The sequence below is a fragment of the Enterobacter sp. V89_11 genome (assembly GCF_029967775.1).
Lineage (GTDB): Bacteria > Pseudomonadota > Gammaproteobacteria > Enterobacterales > Enterobacteriaceae > Enterobacter > Enterobacter ludwigii.
In genome coordinates, this window is record NZ_JASCAN010000026.1 from 195,339 (window position 1) to 212,081 (window position 16,743).

Consider the following 16,743-nt stretch of genomic DNA (forward strand, 5'->3'; position numbering starts at 1 on the left):
ACATGGGAGAGACAACATGTGGCAGGCTATCAGTCATCTTTTAAGTGAGCAACTGGGTGAAGGTGAAATTGAACTGCGGAACGAACTGCCAGGCGGAGAAATCCACGCCGCATGGCACTTACGCTACGCCGGGCGCGATCTCTTTGTTAAATGCGATGAGCGAGAGCTGCTTCCGATTTTCACCGCCGAAGCCGACCAGCTGGAACTGTTGTCGCGCAGTAAAACGGTGACGGTCCCGCAGGTCTGGGCCGTGGGCAGCGACCGCGACTACAGTTTTCTGGTCATGGAATTTCTTCCTGCCCGCCCGTTAGACGCCCATAACGCCTTCATTCTCGGCCAACAGTTAGCGCGACTGCATCAATGGAGCGACCAGCCGCAGTTTGGTCTCGATTTTGACAACGACCTCTCCACCACTCCACAACCTAACGCCTGGCAACGACGCTGGTCGACATTCTTTGCTGAGCAACGCATTGGCTGGCAGCTGGAACTGGCTGCGGAGAAAGGTCTGGAGTTTGGCAATATCGATGCCATCGTCGAACACATTCAGCAGCGTCTGGCATCCCACCAGCCTCAGCCGTCTCTGCTGCACGGCGATTTGTGGTCAGATAACTGCGCGCTGGGTCCTGACGGCCCCTATATCTTCGACCCGGCCTGTTACTGGGGCGACAGGGAGTGTGACCTGGCGATGCTGCCACTGCACCCTGAGCAACCGCCGCAAATTTACGACGGGTACCAGTCCGTGCTGCCTCTGCCGCAGGGTTTTCTTGAGCGCCAGCCGGTGTATCAGCTGTACACACTGATGAACCGCGCCATTCTGTTTGGCGGAGAACATCTGGTCAATGCCCAGAGGGCACTTGAACGTGTGCTTGCCGCGTAATGGCGGGACGGGTGGCTATGTCGCCACCCTTATCGGTTACAGGAATCCCAACAGCGAAAAGAAGAAGTACCCCGCCACGATGATAATGACTGGCAGGATATACAGCGGGAAAATTTGCAGGAAAATGGTGTGACGCGGCACAACAATGCGGGACTCAATCTGCTCGCGGCTCATCCCTTCCGGGCCTTTCGCCTGTTCGAGAATCATCTGGTCTTCCACACCTTCGCGTAAAAAGCGCGTCTGACGGCTCATGCGTGCGCCAGAGGCCTGCAACGCCATACCAATAAAGATCAGCGCGTAGATCACCCAAAACCCGAGATTCAACTGCTGATGAAAATTCGGCGTCGGCGAATTGAACCAAAAGACATTCAGAAACGGCGTGTTAAAACGCATCATTTCAATCATGACATGAGCAAAATCAAGCATTACCGCATTAATACCTGGCTGTTTTTCACTGTGATCGTACATAAATTTGAGCACAGAGATCAGCGTCGAAATGACGGCTGGAATAAAAATTACCCAGCCAGCAATACGTTTTAAGACAGCAATGCGTCCAGCTTGTTGATACGTCATCAGTTCCCCTTCATAAAGACGCGTTATTTCTGCCTAAGTCTACCTGCTGACCATCATTTTCGCCCGCTCTTTAAAGGCAATATGCTAAATTGCAGAGTGCACTTAGCATTTATCGTCTGTCGTACACCCTGGATAAGGAGACGTTGTGATGTCGACACCGCGCCAGATTCTTGCCGCAATTTTTGACATGGATGGATTACTGATCGATTCCGAACCGTTGTGGGATCGCGCCGAACTGGACGTTATCGCCAGCCTGGGCGTTGATATCAGCCGCCGTAATGAACTTCCGGATACGCTTGGTCTGCGCATCGATATGGTGGTGGACCTGTGGTATGCCCAGCAGCCGTGGGTGGGACCCGATCGCGACGAAGTGACCGCGCGCATTATCAGCCGCGCCATCTCACTGGTGGAAGAGAGCAAGCCCCTGCTGCCCGGCGTGCGTGAAGCCGTCGCGCTGTGTAAAGCGCAGGGGTTGAAAGTTGGCCTGGCGTCAGCTTCACCGCTGCATATGCTGGAAAAAGTACTGACCATGTTTGAGCTGCGCGACAGCTTCGACGCGCTGGCCTCAGCGGAAACGTTGCCATACAGCAAGCCGCACCCGCAGGTCTATCTCGACTGCGCCGCTAAACTCGGTCTTGATCCTCTCTGCTGTGTCGCGCTGGAAGATTCCGTTAACGGAATGGTGGCCTCGAAGGCCGCGCGCATGCGCTCGATTGTTGTTCCCGCGGAGGAAGGCCGACACGATCCCCGTTTTGCCCTTGCCGACGTGAAGCTGAACTCACTGGTTGAGCTGACGGCGCAGCACCTGCGCGGCGAGTAACCCGCCCCTTTCAGGCAGCGTCAGGCTGCCTGCTTTAAAAACAAAACATCGTTTCATTTTGTTTGCTTTTCTTATCCCCCGCTTCTATCCTTAGCGTCAGAATGACAATAACCTTACTTCTGAGGCGCGTATGATACTGGATAACTTCACTCTGTCAGGAAAAGTGGCCATCGTCACCGGATGCGATACCGGTCTGGGACAAGCCATGGCCATTGCGCTGGCGCAGGCGGGATGCGACATCGTGGGTGTTAACCGCAAAGCGCCGGAGGAAACGGCTGCCTGCATTAGCGCACTCGGAAGGCGGTTCAGGGCGATTCGGGCCGACCTCAGTCAGCAAGAGAGTCTTCAGAACGTTGTTGACAGCGCGGTTGCTGAGATGGGGCGAGTCGATATTCTGGTGAATAATGCCGGGACCATACGCCGTGAAGATGCTCTCGCGTTCAGCGAAAAGGACTGGGACGACGTCATCAACCTGAATCTGAAATCGCTTTTTTTCCTCTCCCAGGCCGTGGCTAAACAGTTTATTGCGCAGGGCCAGGGCGGGAAAATCATTAATATCGCCTCGATGCTCTCATTCCAGGGCGGCATCCGCGTGCCCTCTTACACCGCGTCCAAAAGCGGCGTGTTGGGGATCACGCGTCTGCTGGCGAATGAATGGGCGACACACGGCATCAATGTTAACGCCATCGCGCCAGGCTACATGGCGACCAACAACACTCAGCAACTGCGAGATGACCAGCAGCGCAGCCAGGAGATCCTCGACCGGATACCTGCCGGGCGCTGGGGAGTTCCGGAAGACCTGCAGGGACCGGTGGTCTTTTTAGCCTCCGCCGCCTCGGATTACGTGAACGGTCATACGTTAGCCGTCGACGGGGGCTGGCTGGCGCGCTAGGCGCGTTTGTGACATACAGTTACACCGTCACCTCTTTCGTCTACTGTATAAAAACCCTATACTGTATGAATTGACAGTTTTGTGGGTTTTATCATGACGGCGGAAGGCCATCTGCTTTTTTCCATTGCGTGCGCAGTTTTTGCCAAAAACGCTGAACTTACCCCTGTGCTCGCACAGGGGGACTGGTGGCATATTGTCCCGTCCGCCGTGTTGACCTGTCTGCTGCCCGATATCGACCATCCAAAGTCATTCCTGGGACAGCGGCTAAAGTGGATATCAAAACCCATCGCCCGCGCGTTTGGTCACCGTGGGTTTACCCACAGCCTGCTGGCCGTATTCGGCCTGCTCACCCTGTTCTATTTAAAAGTCCCTGAGAGCTGGATAGTGCCCGCCGATGCTATCCAGGGAATGGTGCTGGGTTATTTAAGCCATATCCTTGCCGATATGCTGACGCCTGCGGGCGTGCCGCTGCTCTGGCCATGCCGCTGGCGTTTCCGTTTGCCCATTCTTGCGCCGCAGAAAGGTAATCAGCTTGAGCGTGTGTTGTGTATGGCGCTCTTTGCCTACGCCGTCTGGATGCCGCAAACCTTGCCCGAAAACAGTGCAGTGCGCTGGTCATCCCAGATGATCAATTCGCTGCAATTTCAGTTCAATCGTTTCATTAATCACCAGATTGAACATTAAGCACACAAATTATTTCCATTTGTCATAACCCATTCCATTTGAATATAAGCGCCACATCACACTTCTGATAACCTTGCGCCAACAGGATCGGTAAAAACCGACCGTATAATAAATCAGGAGAACGGGGATGAATTTTCCACTCATCGCGAACATTGTAGTGTTCGTTGTATTGCTATTGCTTCTCGCGCAAGCGCGCCACAAACAGTGGAGCCTCGCGAAGAAAGTGCTGGTTGGTCTGGCCATGGGTGTCGTGTTTGGTCTGGCGTTGCAGGCTATTTACGGCTCCGATAATCCAGTTCTGAAAGATTCTATTCAGTGGTTCAACATCGTCGGTAACGGCTATGTCCAGCTGCTGCAGATGATCGTTATGCCGCTGGTGTTTGCCTCTATTCTGAGCGCCGTTGCCCGTCTGCATAACGCCACCCAGTTGGGTAAAATCAGCTTCCTGACCATCGGTACGCTGCTATTTACCACGCTGATTGCAGCTCTGGTCGGTGTGCTGGTCACCAACCTGTTCGAGCTGACCGCTGAAGGTCTGGTCCAGGGTACGGCTGAAACGGCGCGTCTTACCGCGATTCAGACCAACTACGTGGGTAAAGTCGCTGACCTGACGGTGCCACAGATGGTGCTCTCTTTCGTGCCGAAGAACCCGTTTGCTGACCTGACCGGTGCCAGCCCAACCTCCATTATCAGCGTGGTGATCTTTGCGGCCTTCCTCGGTGTGGCGGCGCTGAAGCTGCTGAAAGACGACGCGCCGAAAGGCGAGCGCGTGCTGGTGGCTATCGATACCCTGCAAAGCTGGGTAATGAAGCTGGTCCGTCTGGTGATGCAGTTGACCCCTTACGGTGTTCTGGCGCTGATGACCAAAGTGGTTGCCGGCTCTAACCTGCAGGACATCATTAAGCTGGGTAGCTTCGTCGTCGCCTCTTATCTGGGCCTGGGCATTATGTTCGTGGTGCACGGTATCCTGCTGGGCGTCAATGGCGTTAGCCCGCTGAAATACTTCCGTAAAGTGTGGCCGGTACTGACCTTTGCGTTTACCAGCCGTTCCAGCGCCGCGTCTATTCCGCTGAACGTTGAAGCGCAGACCCGTCGTCTGGGCGTACCGGAATCTATTGCCAGCTTCTCTGCCTCCTTTGGTGCCACCATTGGTCAGAACGGTTGCGCAGGTCTCTACCCTGCAATGCTGGCGGTAATGGTTGCTCCGACCGTGGGTATCAACCCACTGGATCCCGTCTGGATTGCCACGCTGGTCGGGATTGTTACCATCAGCTCCGCAGGCGTTGCGGGTGTTGGCGGTGGCGCAACCTTCGCCGCGCTGATTGTCCTGCCGGCCCTGGGTCTGCCGGTGACGCTGGTTGCCCTGCTGATCTCCGTTGAGCCGCTGATCGACATGGGTCGTACTGCGCTGAACGTGAGCGGTTCCATGACCGCCGGTACGTTGACCAGCCAGTGGCTGAAGCAGACCGATAAAACCATTCTGGAAAGTGAAGACGACGCTGAACTGGCGCACCGTTAATCACGGATGGATAAATGAAAAAAACCGCCTGATGGCGGTTTTTTTTGGCTGTTATTCTTCAATCTCTTCATCCTGGCGGACCTGGTTCGCCCATCGCTGGGCCGACTCCGGCCCCGAAAACGCGGGCGAACGGCGGAAGTGTTCTCCCATCAGAACAAACGCTACGTATTTACCGCGCAGTTGCCAGACATCACGAAAACCATCCACCTTCAGGGCGTGTTCGGGCGGCGCGGGTTCGACGCGGGGCACGTAGCTAATGACAGGGCGGTTTTGTTGACGAAAAGGTTTCATAAGCGACGGGTTCACTAAAGCACATTCTGGAAGCAGGAAAATTCTATGATAGCCGATCCTCCCCCCACGCGTCGCGCCCTGCATCGCTCTGATAGCGCATTCCTTAACCAGGTCATCTGAAAACTCTTAGTTCGCCCGCCCTTTCGCCACATTGTTCTATAGTTAACAAGGTTTTTAGCAATGGATAAAGGAGAAGCGTGCAATGTCGAACAAAGATAAAACACATCAATCACCCATTCATGGCACTGAAGAATCTCAACCAGGCATGGACTCTCTGGCCCCAGCGGACGGCTCTCACCGCCCGTCCCCCGGCCCTTCCGCACCTGGCGAACAGCCTACCGCGCCGGGAAGTATGAAATCCCCGGATACCGGAAACGAGAAGCTGAAATCCCTTGAGTCCCACCGTAAAGGCGGCGAAGGTTTTGCACTTACCACCAACCAGGGCGTGCGCATTGCTGACGATCAGAACTCGCTGCGTGCGGGAACGCGCGGACAGACCCTGCTGGAAGATTTTATTCTGCGGGAAAAAATCACCCATTTTGACCATGAACGTATACCTGAGCGCATCGTTCACGCGCGTGGCTCCGCGGCACACGGCTACTTCCAGCCCTACAAAAGCCTCAAAGAGATAACCAAAGCGGATTTCCTTTCCGATCCAGACAAAATCACACCGGTCTTTGTCCGCTTTTCTACCGTGCAGGGCGGCGCGGGTTCGGCAGATACCGTGCGTGATATCCGCGGCTTCGCCACCAAATTTTATACCGAAGAGGGTATTTTCGATCTCGTCGGTAATAACACCCCGGTGTTCTTCATTCAGGATGCGCATAAATTTCCTGACTTTGTCCATGCGGTAAAACCGGAGCCCCACTGGGCCATACCGCAGGGACAAAGTGCGCATGACACCTTCTGGGATTATGTCTCACTGCAGCCAGAAACGTTACACAACGTGATGTGGGCGATGTCAGACCGGGGTATTCCGCGCAGCTACCGCACGATGGAAGGGTTTGGTATTCATACCTTCAGGATGATCAACGCGGACGGGAAAGCCACATTCGTACGCTTCCACTGGAAGCCTGTGGCGGGCAAAGCCTCGCTGGTGTGGGATGAAGCCCAGAAGCTGACCGGGCGCGATCCGGACTTCCACCGCCGTGAGTTGTGGGAGTCGATTGAAGCCGGTGACTTCCCGGAATATGAACTGGGGTTACAGCTGATCCCGGAAGAGGATGAGTTTAACTTTGATTTCGACCTTCTCGACCCGACAAAGCTGATCCCAGAGGAGCTGGTGCCGGTTCAGCTGGTGGGTAAAATGGTGCTCAACCGTAACCCGGACAACTTCTTTGCCGAAAATGAGCAGGTCGCGTTCCACCCGGGACATATCGTTCCGGGGCTGGATTTCACGAACGATCCCCTCCTGCAGGGGCGATTGTTCTCCTATACCGATACGCAGATCAGTCGCCTTGGCGGGCCCAACTTCCACGAAATTCCGATTAACCGTCCAACCTGCCCGTACCACAATTTCCAGCGCGACGGGATGCATCGCCAGGATATCGATACCAATCCGGCTAACTATGAGCCGAACTCCATCAACGATAACTGGCCGCGCGAAACGCCGCCGGGACCGAAACGCGGTGGTTTTGAGTCGTACCAGGAGCGCATCGATGGCAATAAAATCCGCGAGCGTAGCCCGTCATTCGGCGAGTATTATGCCCAACCTCGCCTGTTCTGGAACAGCCAGACGCCGATCGAGCAACAGCACATTATCGGCGGCTTTAGCTTTGAACTGAGCAAAGTGGTGCGGACTTACATCCGCGAGCGCGTGGTCGATCAGCTCGCCCATATCGATATTCAGCTTGCCCAGAGCGTGGCGGATAACCTTGGCATTACGCTGACGGATGAGCAACGCAATGCGGCCCCACCGAAAGACGTTAACGGCCTGAAGAAAGATCCGTCCCTGAGTCTGTATGCGGTGCCGGGTGGCTCGATAAAGGGCCGGGTAGTGGCCATTCTGCTGAATGACAACACCCGTGCCAGCGACGTGCTGGGGATTATGCAGGCGCTGAAAACCAAAGGCGTTCACGCCAAACTGCTCTATTCCCGCATGGGGGAAGTGACCGCCGACGACGGTTCAGTGCTGCCGGTTGCGGCCACCTTTGCCGGAGCACCATCGCTCACCGTTGATGCGGTGATTGTGCCGTGCGGCGACATCGACAGTCTGCTGAACAATGGCGATGCGATTTATTATCTGCTGGAAGCCTATAAGCACCTGAAGCCGATCGCCCTGTCCGGCGATGCGCGACAGTTTAAAGCGCACCTGAAGGTGGCTGAGCAAGGTGAAGATGGTATTGTCGAAGGCGATAACGTCGATGATGCGTTTATGACGAAGCTGTTCGATCTGCTCGCAGCGCACCGTGTGTGGTCACGCAGCAGTAAGATTGATCGGATACCAGCATAAGAAAAGCCGGGTCTGGCTTTGCCCGACCCGGCGCTGATTGACATCGTTTACTCAGCCCGGCAGGCACCGCGCCTCCGGGCTATTTTCATACATCCTCAAAGGTGCCCAGACGGTACCCACGCTCGGCAATGGCGTATTTCAGCGATGCCGACGTCAGCACATCCAGTTCCGCCAGTCGCGGCCAGCAGTAGGCACTTTTACGCACAATGTTATCGACAAACGCAGGGTGTGCCATCACTTCCAGCGACCGTTCCCCGCGCGCGGCGGACTCATCCAGCACCTGCAGGAACAGCGCTTCGCTAATCTCGTCGCCGTAGAACGCGCTACTGAATCCGTCCGTTGTGGGCACAGAAGACAATGACAGCCCGTGCAGCGCCTGCACCTCACGATCCACGCGCATTGCCACGCCTTTGCGCTGTGCAAATTCCGCCACTGACGGGAAAAGTGCCGGGATCATATGCACGTGATGATGGCTGTCAATATGCGTGGGTTCACGGCCAAAGAGATCGACGAAACGGTTGAACTGACAGTCCAGCTCGCGGGTAATCTCCTCGAGCGGCAGCGTGCCCTGCTCTGCCTGCTCCCAAATCCATTTGCCCAGCTGTCCGTCCCGCGTCAGTCCTGGCATCGGTGAAAGCGGCATCCCGAGCGTCAATACAAAGTGCATGCCGACGCCCAGCGCTGGCACTTCGCGGCTGAGCTGCGCGGCGTGTTCAACCGCGTCACCATTAACCAGTGCCGTTGTTGAGGTCACCACACCCCGGCGGCAGGCTTCAATAATGCCGTAGTTTTGACCTTTTGAGAGACCAAAATCATCAGCATTGACGATCAGCAGGTTTTCCATCACACATCCTCTCAGTGCTGTTTGAATTTCAGCTTCTCAATCGTGGCGGCAAAATTAGGCAACCATTTTTCATGCGCCAGAATCATTTCGCTGGCCAGTTGCTCGGCATCGCGATCGGAATGGACCAGCGGGCTGAGATTGAGTGCCAGAAGAACGTCATTGAGTTCACCGCTCAGCGCCGCGTTGCTGGCTGCCACTTCAAACCCTTTGATGGTGTGGATCAACCCCATCACTTTGTCGTCAAAGTGGGTAATCCGTGGATGCGGCCTGGCGCCATCACGTCCCAGAATGCAGGTCATCTCAACGGCCCAGTCAGCCGGGATATTGTCGATATGACCGTGATGCGGCACATTGACGTAGTGCTCGGCCTGCTTGTCGTTGTAAATGGCGTTGATCACTTCACACGCCGCATCGGAATAATACGCTCCGCCGCGCAGCTCAAGCTCTTTCGGTTTCACGTTCAGGTTCGGATCTTTATACAAATCAAACAGCTGCTTTTCAACTTTCTGCACCACCTGAGCGCGTGCGCCACCCTTATAGTACTCACCCATCTCGATGGCCAGCATCTCTTTCTGTTTGAAGTAGTAAAGCAGGTATGAGCAAGGCAGCAGATTAAGCGAGCGGATCAGCCCTTCGCTGAACGGCAGGTCAAAGATGTTTTTCACTGACGCAGCGGTCAGACGTCCGGAGGCTACGCCGTCAAGCAGTTCGCTAAAGCGAGACTGACCATTCACGATGACATCTTTGATAAACACCATGTGGTTCAGGCCAAAGAGATCGATAGAAAGATCGTCGTTATCGGTCAACTCCAGCACATCGCTGATGAACATCTTCATGCCAATCGGAATATTACAGACGCCGATAAAGCGTTTGAAATCGGTGTGGCGATAGACCGCCTCGGTCACCATCCCGGCCGGGTTGGTAAAGTTAATCACCCACGCGTTGGGGCAGATCGCTTCCACATCGTTGATGATGTCAAAAATGACCGGAATGGTACGCAGCCCCTTGAACAGGCCGCCCGCGCCGTTGGTCTCCTGTCCCAGATAGCCGTGGCTCAGTGGAATACGTTCATCCATTTCACGCGCTTTGAGCTGGCCGACGCGCAGCTGGGTCGTCACGAAGTCGGCATCCTGCAGCGCCAGACGACGGTCGAGGGTTTTATGCACGGTCAATGGCACACCGGCTTTCGCGACCATCCGCTTGCAGAGCTCAAAAATGATATTCAGTTTCTCCTGACCTTCCTCAACGTCCACCAGCCATAATTCGCTGACCGGTAATTCATGATAACGTTTCAGGAAACCTTCGAGTAATTCCGGGGTATAACTGCTGCCGCCGCCAATGGTTACGACTTTTAATTTCTTCTGCATAATATCTCCCTTAGCATATCAGGTTAATCGCCTGCAAGGTGTAGCGTACTCTTCCCGCTCTGTGGGCAAGCAATCAAGGCAATATTTGTGGCGGGTAAATCCGCCGAAATTTAATTAATTACCGTCAGGTTCTTCCGGTAACTGTTCGGTGTGAACGAAGTCAATTTCTTAAAGGTCTTAATAAACAAGCTGGGGCTACTGTAGCCTGACTCATAAGCAATATCGGTAACCGAGTAGTTGGTTATTTCCAGCTGTTTTTTAGCAAAATTAATGCGGATTTCATTAATAATTTGCACTGGCGTTTTACGATAATAACGCTGAGTTGCTCGGGTCAGATATTCCTGTGATTTACCGGACAAAGCGACCATATTTTCCAGCGCATTTTCGCTGAATTGTCCTTTATCGTGCATCAGTTCAACCGTACTGCGCAGCCACTGCGGAATATCATCGCTTACCTGCTGCTCTTCACGATGATGGCGCAGACGGTTCATCACATAAAACGTCACCGTTTCAATAAACTCATCAAATTCATTCTCGCGAAAGTTAAGCGAGGCGATAACCGTTTCAATCCAGGTCATGAACTCGTTTTTGATGCGATAGACCTGCGAGGCCACAAAGCAGAACGGCACCAGCGGCAGATAGTGTTTCTCAAAGAAGCGTCTGCTGACACCTACATTAAGAATGCGGGTTGCACCAAATTCATAAAAGCTCTGGTGATGGGACCCCATCGGCAGGAAGACGAAATCTCCCCGCTCAAGCAGGACGCGCTTGCCGTTGATTTCCTGGTAGTAGCGACCGGTCAGAACAATCGTGAACTCATAGTAGTCATGCTGATGCAGACCGCTCGCGCTCTCCGTCTTGTTGTAAATAATCACGTGAAAATTTTTGCCATTAAACAGTTGCTGTTCAAGTGCGGTTTTTATTTCCATCGCGCTGACCTCCTGCTGCAAAATCTGCCTTACTGCATCTTCTCGTGAAGCTCAATTAACTCGGCCACCAGTTCACGTGCCAGCATCGACGTCATCAGATGATCCTGCGCATGCACCAGCACCAGACTGACCTTCATCTTGCCTTCACCCTGGTCGCTTTCGATAAGCTTTGTCTGCACCAGGTGCGCTTCATTCAGCGCCGTACGGGACTGTTCCATCATGGTTTTCGCGGCTGCGAAATCACCCTGCTTGGCCTGCTTGAGCGCGGCATACGCCAGGCTACGCGCCTGCCCGGAATTGATGATAAGCCCCATCACCACCTCTTCCAGATCGTTCTCTGCGGTTTCTTCTGCGACAATACTGTCCAAATCTAACATTTTTAAGCTCCTTTTGGCTGGCGCGGGTTGCCCCGCGCCGTGCAATTTTAGAATTTCAGTGCGAGGGCGATATCCTCTTCGCTCTCTTCTTCATCGATAACGGTTGCAGCTTTGTTTGCTATCGCCACGAATGGCATATAGAGCAGTGTTGCAATCCCGAGGTTGAATATCGCCAGCAGGAAGGCAGCCACGCTACCGTTGGTGTTGAAGAACGCCCCCAGACCCGCCGGCATGGTCCACGGCGCAATGTTGGTGACGGGCGGGATAATGCCCAGGTAATAGGCCGTCAGGGTTATGGCCGCCAGCAGTGGCTGAACCAGAATGAACGGAATGAACATCACCGGGTTCATGATGATTGGCAGACCAAACAGAATCGGCTCGTTTATCTGGAAGATGCCTGACGGCAGTGCCAGCTTCGCAACCTGACGATGGTCAGCGCGACGAGAAACAATAAAGACCGCGATGATCAGACCCAGCGTCGCCCCGGTACCCCCCAGGAAGATATAAGAGTCGAGCATCGGCTTCGCCCACACATGGAAGGTTTTACCGGCTGCCAGCGCCGCGTCAACAGAGCCGTACTGCTGGTAAAGTGCAACGTTTTCCAGTGCCCATGGGGTCATGATACCGCTGTCCAGCGCCGCCAGTGCCAGTGAACCATGCACGCCAAAGAACCACAGCAGGGAGGTGAAAATCACATACGCCCAACCGACCACGCTACCCATTGACGCCAGCGGCGTTGAGATAGAGTCCATGATGATCTGGTGGAAGTTAGTGCCCCAATGAGAGAGCGCCCAGGCGATAATCCCCATGATGGAGAGAATAATGAAGCCTGGAATCAACGCGGAAAATGAACGAGAAACGGACGCCGGCACGCTATCCGGTAAACGGATAACCCAGTTGCGACGAATAATAAAGGTGAACATCTCCGCAACCACCAGACCGATAACGATACCGGAGATGATATTAGCGCCCCCCAGCCAGTTGGCCCCTACGGCATAGGCCTCACCGACGCTGTATGGCGTCACGGTCATAAAGGCGGCAATGGATAATAAACCTGCGGCCAGCGGATCCACTTTCCGCTCTTCCGCCAGTGCCATGCCAATAAAGAAAGGGGCCATCAGCGACATAATACCTAACGTACCGTTATATACGTTGCCGCCGATGGCTTTTAAACCATTAAGGGTTTCAATTGTGGAAGCGTCTAATCGAATTCCTAATGAATAAAAAAAGGAACCTTCACCAAAGCTCAGAAAAACATTGTTAATTAAAACGAACATTGCCCCAGCCAGCGTCAACGGCATTAATCTAATAAAACCGTTTTTGATGGCATTAACGTGAGGCTGCTTTCCTATTTTAACAGCAAAAGGAAGGAGTACCTTTTCAAGTGAAGCGATGACTTTACTCATAGGAAAATACCCTTAAATGCCGCAACGCAGGTTACGGCGTATTGTGTGTGAAATAACTCTTTGACGGGAAAAATAAAAATTAATTAGCAGCTTTTTTAATTGCTGCAACAGCAGCTTTCAATACACCTAAACCATCAATCTTGCCGTACAATCCCGAATCGATCACTTCGACCGGTTTATTGGGTAACAGACGTTGAATTTCGGGCAACATATAGGCAATTTGCGGCCCCAGTAAAACGACGTCGGCTGTCTGGCCCTTTTCGCCCGCCAGCGTCTCCGGAAACGCTTCGATCACCACCGGGACTTCATACTTCTCAGCCTGAGCACGCATCTTTGACACCAGAAGCGAGGTTGACATGCCTGCTGAGCAGAACAGATAGATATGTTTCTTTTCCATAGTAACTTCCCTCTCGTATGACTACCTGCCATCGCGCTATCACTCGACTCGCTATCCTGGCAGACAGGTAGTTTGCTTACTGTTGTTTGTCGTTGGAGTGAGTATACGCAATGGTACAGACAGGAGATAATTCTGCACAGGGGCAAATTGTCTCTCATTGACCTGGCGTGTTGACTACCTTCACATTTCAGGCAAATAATTCGCGAGAAGAAATAAGATTTACGTATGTATAAAAAAACCGGCCAAACGGCCGGTTTGTTAACATACTCAGGCAAGAAGGGTTACTGCGCCTTAGGTGCCTGCGGATCGGTATCGTATTCAGTACAGGTCTGGTAACCGGAGTTGATCACATGACCGGTCTCATCCAACGCAACGAAGTAGGTCTCTGCCTTACCATCACGTTGACCCAGGATATAGGTCTGGCAGGTACCGCGTGCATGAATCATTGTCACTTCAGAAGAAGGCTTGCCGGCAATCGCAGCCACCTGCGAACGGGTCATGCCTTTTTTGACATCTTTCACTACGGGCTGTGTAAACTGATCTTTGGTGCGGTCGTAGGCCGTACACCCTGCCAGCATAGTCAGTACCGCCGCTGCGCTAAGAATTCCTGCTACGTTCTTGTTCATATTCCGTCCTCTTGTTTATCAGCGTGTTATCTAAGCATGGAATAAAAAGTACTATTGTTCAACTTTGTGAATTCCGCCAGACGAATTTCGGAAAATTCTAATAAAACAACGATAACCTGCTAAATCGCCGCAATTTAGCGCACTCGAAACTGTGATCCTTGTCGTTTCTCGTTCAAAGGGTTAGTTTTAACAGTTAACACAATCTGTTTATGTTCTGCATATGGAGGGCGTGATGGCTCTGCAACAAGAGATTATTCAGGCGCTGGGCGCAAAGCCCGCGGTAGACGCACAAGAAGAGATCCGCCGCAGCGTGGATTTTTTAAAGTCTTATTTAAAAACTCACTCGTTCCTGAAATCCCTGGTGCTGGGCATCAGCGGCGGTCAGGACTCTACCCTGGCCGGTAAACTCTGCCAGATGGCAATTTCAGAGCTCCGCGAAGAGACGGGTGATGACGCGCTGCAGTTTATTGCCGTGCGTCTTCCCTATGGCGTGCAGGCTGATGAACAGGATTGCCAGGATGCCATCGCCTTCATCCAGCCCGATCGCGTGCTCACCGTCAATATCAAAGGATCGGTGCTGGCCAGCGAGCAGGCGCTTCGCGAAGCAGGCATTGAGTTGAGCGATTTTGTCCGCGGCAATGAAAAAGCCCGTGAACGTATGAAAGCGCAATACAGCATTGCCGGGATGACCAAAGGCGTTGTGGTCGGTACCGATCATGCGGCAGAAGCCATCACGGGTTTCTTCACCAAGTATGGCGACGGCGGTACCGATATTAACCCGCTCTTCCGTCTGAACAAACGTCAGGGTAAGCAGCTGCTTGCCGCGCTGGGTTGCCCGGAGCACCTTTACAAGAAAGCGCCAACGGCAGATCTGGAAGACGATCGCCCCTCCCTGCCGGATGAAGCGGCCCTGGGTGTCACCTATGACAATATTGATGATTATCTGGAAGGCAAAAAACTGGATGAAGGTACCGCGAAGATCATTGAAAGCTGGTATCTGAAAACCGAGCACAAGCGTCGCCCGCCGATCACCGTGTTCGATGATTTCTGGAAAAAGTAACACTCTGGCACCCTCTCTCTGGGGAGGGGGTGTTCGCCCGCACCGTCCGTTGCGCCATCCGGCTCTTTTTTAACCAAACCGGCTCTGCTACACTGTATGCCTGAACAGTATATGGAGTAGTATGTGAGCAGGCGTCAATCCGCCCCGCGTCTTGAGTTTGAAGCGGCGGCTATCTACGAATATCCCGAACATCTTCGCCCCTGGCTTGAGGAACTGCCTAAACAGCCGGGCGTGTATATCTTTCACGGTGAGAGTGACACCCTTCCGCTCTACATTGGCAAAAGCGTAAATATTCGCAGCCGGGTCATGTCTCATCTGCGTACGCCAGACGAGGCGGCAATGCTGCGCCAGTCGCGACGTATCACCTGGTTTCGTACCGCCGGAGAGATGGGCGCGCTCTTACTGGAAGCGCGGCTGATCAAAGAGCAACAGCCGCTGTTCAATAAGCGCCTGCGCCGCAACCGGCAACTCTGCTCCCTGCAGATAAACGCCGGTAAGCCGCAGGTTGTCTACGCACGCGAAGTCGATTTTTCTCACGCCCCCAATCTCTACGGGCTGTTCGCTAACAAACGGGCGGCTCTGCAGGCTCTGCAAACGCTGGCCGATGAGTTACAGCTGTGCTACAGCCTGCTAGGCCTCGAAGCAACCACCCGCGGGCGTGCCTGTTTCCGCTCAGCGTTAAAGCGCTGCGCAGGGGCCTGCTGCGGGAAAGAAAGCATTGAGGAACACCACGCCCGGCTCCTTGCAGGGCTGGCGGCGCTTAGCGTTAACTGCTGGCCGTGGGAGGGTGCCGTTGCGCTAAAAGAAGTCGGTGACGCGATGACCCAGTATCACATCATCAATAACTGGCTCTGGCTGGGAGCTGTTGACGATGTAAACGATGCGGCAACCTTGCTGCGCACACCCGCCGGTTTCGACCACGATGGCTACAAAATTCTCTGCAAGCCCGTGTTAACCGGCAAGTATGAGGTCATTGAGCTTAGTGCCCCGGCAGCCAGTTAATTTCGCTGAATAATAAGGTGCCCTGAGCCTCCAGCAGGCGGAGAGTATGGACGCCCTCCTCCCAGCTGGCGCCCTGATCGGCCGTCAGCAACTTATCGCCAAGCTGCCACGCCCCGCTTAACACGAACGCGACGCCCCCGCGGGAGCCGAACGTGGTAAAGGTGCGGTCAGCGACACGCACTTTCGCCTGACAACGGTCACGCCGGGTCATGATGTTGAAATCCATCGACATCCGTCCTTCGGAAAGCAGCGCTTTCACCGGCTGATCGCCGGAAAAATGGTATGGCTGATGATGTTTCAGGGTATGGCAGAACGCCTGACCGGCATCCAGCGTTACCTCACCCCCTTCAAGCAAGGTAATCACCCGATCGACACCGGGAAAAGAGGAGAATTCGCCATTGCTGGCGATGGTCGCGATACTGGCACGCCAGTAAAAATCGCGCGTTGCGGGCGGAAAACAACAAATTTCCCGCGTCTCGCCTGCGCCATTGCGCCAGAGGCTGACCGGCATCTTACGGATATCAAAGAACTCCATCACCACTCCTGAAAGGCACAACCTGTGCCAGGGCAAGGATATCGCTATCGTTGCTGTCTTGTTTGTTATCGTTGGGTTTTCACAGACACAGT

18 protein-coding genes are annotated in these 16,743 nt (G+C 53.9%); 8 read left to right on the top strand and 10 right to left on the bottom strand.

Going from position 1 to position 16,743, the window contains the following annotated elements; translation table 11 throughout:
- Positions 1 to 16: 16 nt before the first annotated feature.
- Positions 17 to 877: a fructosamine kinase family protein gene (locus tag QLG09_RS20640; protein ID WP_014169687.1), complete on the top strand. Its 861-nt coding sequence runs from the start codon at positions 17 to 19 to the stop codon at positions 875 to 877.
- A gap of 36 nt (positions 878 to 913) precedes the next feature.
- Here QLG09_RS20640 and QLG09_RS20645 read toward each other — a convergent pair whose 3' ends face one another.
- Positions 914 to 1,450 carry a YniB family protein gene (locus QLG09_RS20645; RefSeq protein ID WP_014169686.1) on the bottom strand — a complete coding sequence of 179 codons (537 nt, stop codon included), beginning with the start codon at positions 1,448 to 1,450 and terminating at the stop codon, positions 914 to 916.
- Between the two features lie 148 nt (positions 1,451 to 1,598).
- On the opposite strand from QLG09_RS20645, the gene hxpB reads away from it, so the two are divergent.
- From hxpB to QLG09_RS20665, 4 genes are all read left to right on the top strand, one after another.
- On the top strand, positions 1,599 to 2,270 hold the full coding sequence (hxpB, locus tag QLG09_RS20650; protein ID WP_025204401.1) for a hexitol phosphatase HxpB: 672 nt from the start codon (positions 1,599 to 1,601) through the stop codon (positions 2,268 to 2,270).
- 130 nt (positions 2,271 to 2,400) lie between these two features.
- Positions 2,401 to 3,162 (top strand): 2-dehydro-3-deoxy-D-gluconate 5-dehydrogenase KduD, encoded by a 762-nt coding sequence (kduD, locus tag QLG09_RS20655; protein ID WP_014169683.1) that lies wholly within the window; start codon positions 2,401 to 2,403, stop codon positions 3,160 to 3,162.
- 93 nt (positions 3,163 to 3,255) lie between these two features.
- Positions 3,256 to 3,846, top strand: coding sequence for a metal-dependent hydrolase (locus QLG09_RS20660; protein ID WP_020884412.1), 591 nt, complete (start codon positions 3,256 to 3,258; stop codon positions 3,844 to 3,846).
- 127 nt (positions 3,847 to 3,973) lie between these two features.
- Positions 3,974 to 5,365, top strand: a complete 1,392-nt coding sequence (locus tag QLG09_RS20665; RefSeq protein WP_282489347.1) for an L-cystine transporter — start codon at positions 3,974 to 3,976, stop codon at positions 5,363 to 5,365.
- Between the two features lie 51 nt (positions 5,366 to 5,416).
- Here the strand turns inward: QLG09_RS20665 and cedA are convergent, their stop codons facing one another.
- A complete protein-coding gene (gene cedA, locus QLG09_RS20670; protein ID WP_025204404.1) occupies positions 5,417 to 5,656 on the bottom strand; it encodes a cell division activator CedA in 240 nt (79 codons plus the stop codon).
- 202 nt (positions 5,657 to 5,858) lie between these two features.
- Here cedA and katE point away from each other — a divergent pair, with 202 nt between their 5' ends.
- Complete coding sequence (gene katE, locus QLG09_RS20675; RefSeq protein ID WP_282489348.1) at positions 5,859 to 8,108, top strand: catalase HPII; 2,250 nt, start codon at positions 5,859 to 5,861, stop codon at positions 8,106 to 8,108.
- 85 nt (positions 8,109 to 8,193) lie between these two features.
- Here the strand turns inward: katE and chbG are convergent, their stop codons facing one another.
- From chbG to osmE, 7 genes are all read right to left on the bottom strand, one after another.
- A complete protein-coding gene (chbG, locus tag QLG09_RS20680; protein WP_032677967.1) occupies positions 8,194 to 8,952 on the bottom strand; it encodes a chitin disaccharide deacetylase in 759 nt (252 codons plus the stop codon).
- An 11-nt stretch (positions 8,953 to 8,963) separates the two neighbouring features.
- Positions 8,964 to 10,319, bottom strand: coding sequence for a 6-phospho-beta-glucosidase (locus QLG09_RS20685; RefSeq protein ID WP_049023184.1), 1,356 nt, complete (start codon positions 10,317 to 10,319; stop codon positions 8,964 to 8,966).
- Between the two features lie 110 nt (positions 10,320 to 10,429).
- Positions 10,430 to 11,272, bottom strand: coding sequence for a transcriptional regulator ChbR (chbR, locus tag QLG09_RS20690; protein WP_127341458.1), 843 nt, complete (start codon positions 11,270 to 11,272; stop codon positions 10,430 to 10,432).
- Between the two features lie 5 nt (positions 11,273 to 11,277).
- Positions 11,278 to 11,625, bottom strand: a complete 348-nt coding sequence (gene chbA, locus QLG09_RS20695; protein ID WP_020884417.1) for a PTS N,N'-diacetylchitobiose transporter subunit IIA — start codon at positions 11,623 to 11,625, stop codon at positions 11,278 to 11,280.
- A 47-nt stretch (positions 11,626 to 11,672) separates the two neighbouring features.
- Positions 11,673 to 13,031: a PTS N,N'-diacetylchitobiose transporter subunit IIC gene (gene chbC / locus QLG09_RS20700; protein WP_014169674.1), complete on the bottom strand. Its 1,359-nt coding sequence runs from the start codon at positions 13,029 to 13,031 to the stop codon at positions 11,673 to 11,675.
- A 79-nt stretch (positions 13,032 to 13,110) separates the two neighbouring features.
- Positions 13,111 to 13,428: a PTS N,N'-diacetylchitobiose transporter subunit IIB gene (gene chbB / locus QLG09_RS20705; RefSeq protein WP_008500676.1), complete on the bottom strand. Its 318-nt coding sequence runs from the start codon at positions 13,426 to 13,428 to the stop codon at positions 13,111 to 13,113.
- A gap of 281 nt (positions 13,429 to 13,709) precedes the next feature.
- Positions 13,710 to 14,054: an osmotically-inducible lipoprotein OsmE gene (gene osmE, locus QLG09_RS20710; protein WP_014169673.1), complete on the bottom strand. Its 345-nt coding sequence runs from the start codon at positions 14,052 to 14,054 to the stop codon at positions 13,710 to 13,712.
- 232 nt (positions 14,055 to 14,286) lie between these two features.
- On the opposite strand from osmE, the gene nadE reads away from it, so the two are divergent.
- Complete coding sequence (nadE, locus tag QLG09_RS20715) at positions 14,287 to 15,114, top strand: ammonia-dependent NAD(+) synthetase (protein ID WP_020884418.1); 828 nt, start codon at positions 14,287 to 14,289, stop codon at positions 15,112 to 15,114.
- A gap of 123 nt (positions 15,115 to 15,237) precedes the next feature.
- Positions 15,238 to 16,116, top strand: coding sequence for an excinuclease Cho (gene cho / locus QLG09_RS20720; protein ID WP_014169671.1), 879 nt, complete (start codon positions 15,238 to 15,240; stop codon positions 16,114 to 16,116).
- Here the strand turns inward: cho and ves are convergent.
- On the bottom strand, positions 16,094 to 16,651 hold the full coding sequence (ves, locus tag QLG09_RS20725; protein ID WP_020884419.1) for an environmental stress-induced protein Ves: 558 nt from the start codon (positions 16,649 to 16,651) through the stop codon (positions 16,094 to 16,096). The genes cho and ves overlap by 23 nt on opposite strands.
- Positions 16,652 to 16,743: the final 92 nt, after the last annotated feature.

Excerpts from the sequence above, each read along its gene's own strand:
- QLG09_RS20640 (WP_014169687.1), top strand. The coding sequence starts at position 17 with ATGTGGCAGGCTATCAGTCATCTTTTAAGTGAGCAACTGGGTGAAGGT.
- QLG09_RS20645 (WP_014169686.1), bottom strand. The coding sequence starts at position 1,450 with ATGACGTATCAACAAGCTGGACGCATTGCTGTCTTAAAACGTATTGCT.
- hxpB (WP_025204401.1), top strand. The coding sequence starts at position 1,599 with ATGTCGACACCGCGCCAGATTCTTGCCGCAATTTTTGACATGGATGGA.
- kduD (WP_014169683.1), top strand. The coding sequence starts at position 2,401 with ATGATACTGGATAACTTCACTCTGTCAGGAAAAGTGGCCATCGTCACC.
- QLG09_RS20660 (WP_020884412.1), top strand. The coding sequence starts at position 3,256 with ATGACGGCGGAAGGCCATCTGCTTTTTTCCATTGCGTGCGCAGTTTTT.
- QLG09_RS20665 (WP_282489347.1), top strand. The coding sequence starts at position 3,974 with ATGAATTTTCCACTCATCGCGAACATTGTAGTGTTCGTTGTATTGCTA.
- cedA (WP_025204404.1), bottom strand. The coding sequence starts at position 5,656 with ATGAAACCTTTTCGTCAACAAAACCGCCCTGTCATTAGCTACGTGCCC.
- katE (WP_282489348.1), top strand. The coding sequence starts at position 5,859 with ATGTCGAACAAAGATAAAACACATCAATCACCCATTCATGGCACTGAA.
- chbG (WP_032677967.1), bottom strand. The coding sequence starts at position 8,952 with ATGGAAAACCTGCTGATCGTCAATGCTGATGATTTTGGTCTCTCAAAA.
- QLG09_RS20685 (WP_049023184.1), bottom strand. The coding sequence starts at position 10,319 with ATGCAGAAGAAATTAAAAGTCGTAACCATTGGCGGCGGCAGCAGTTAT.
- chbA (WP_020884417.1), bottom strand. The coding sequence starts at position 11,625 with ATGTTAGATTTGGACAGTATTGTCGCAGAAGAAACCGCAGAGAACGAT.
- chbC (WP_014169674.1), bottom strand. The coding sequence starts at position 13,031 with ATGAGTAAAGTCATCGCTTCACTTGAAAAGGTACTCCTTCCTTTTGCT.
- chbB (WP_008500676.1), bottom strand. The coding sequence starts at position 13,428 with ATGGAAAAGAAACATATCTATCTGTTCTGCTCAGCAGGCATGTCAACC.
- osmE (WP_014169673.1), bottom strand. The coding sequence starts at position 14,054 with ATGAACAAGAACGTAGCAGGAATTCTTAGCGCAGCGGCGGTACTGACT.
- nadE (WP_020884418.1), top strand. The coding sequence starts at position 14,287 with ATGGCTCTGCAACAAGAGATTATTCAGGCGCTGGGCGCAAAGCCCGCG.
- ves (WP_020884419.1), bottom strand. The coding sequence starts at position 16,651 with ATGGAGTTCTTTGATATCCGTAAGATGCCGGTCAGCCTCTGGCGCAAT.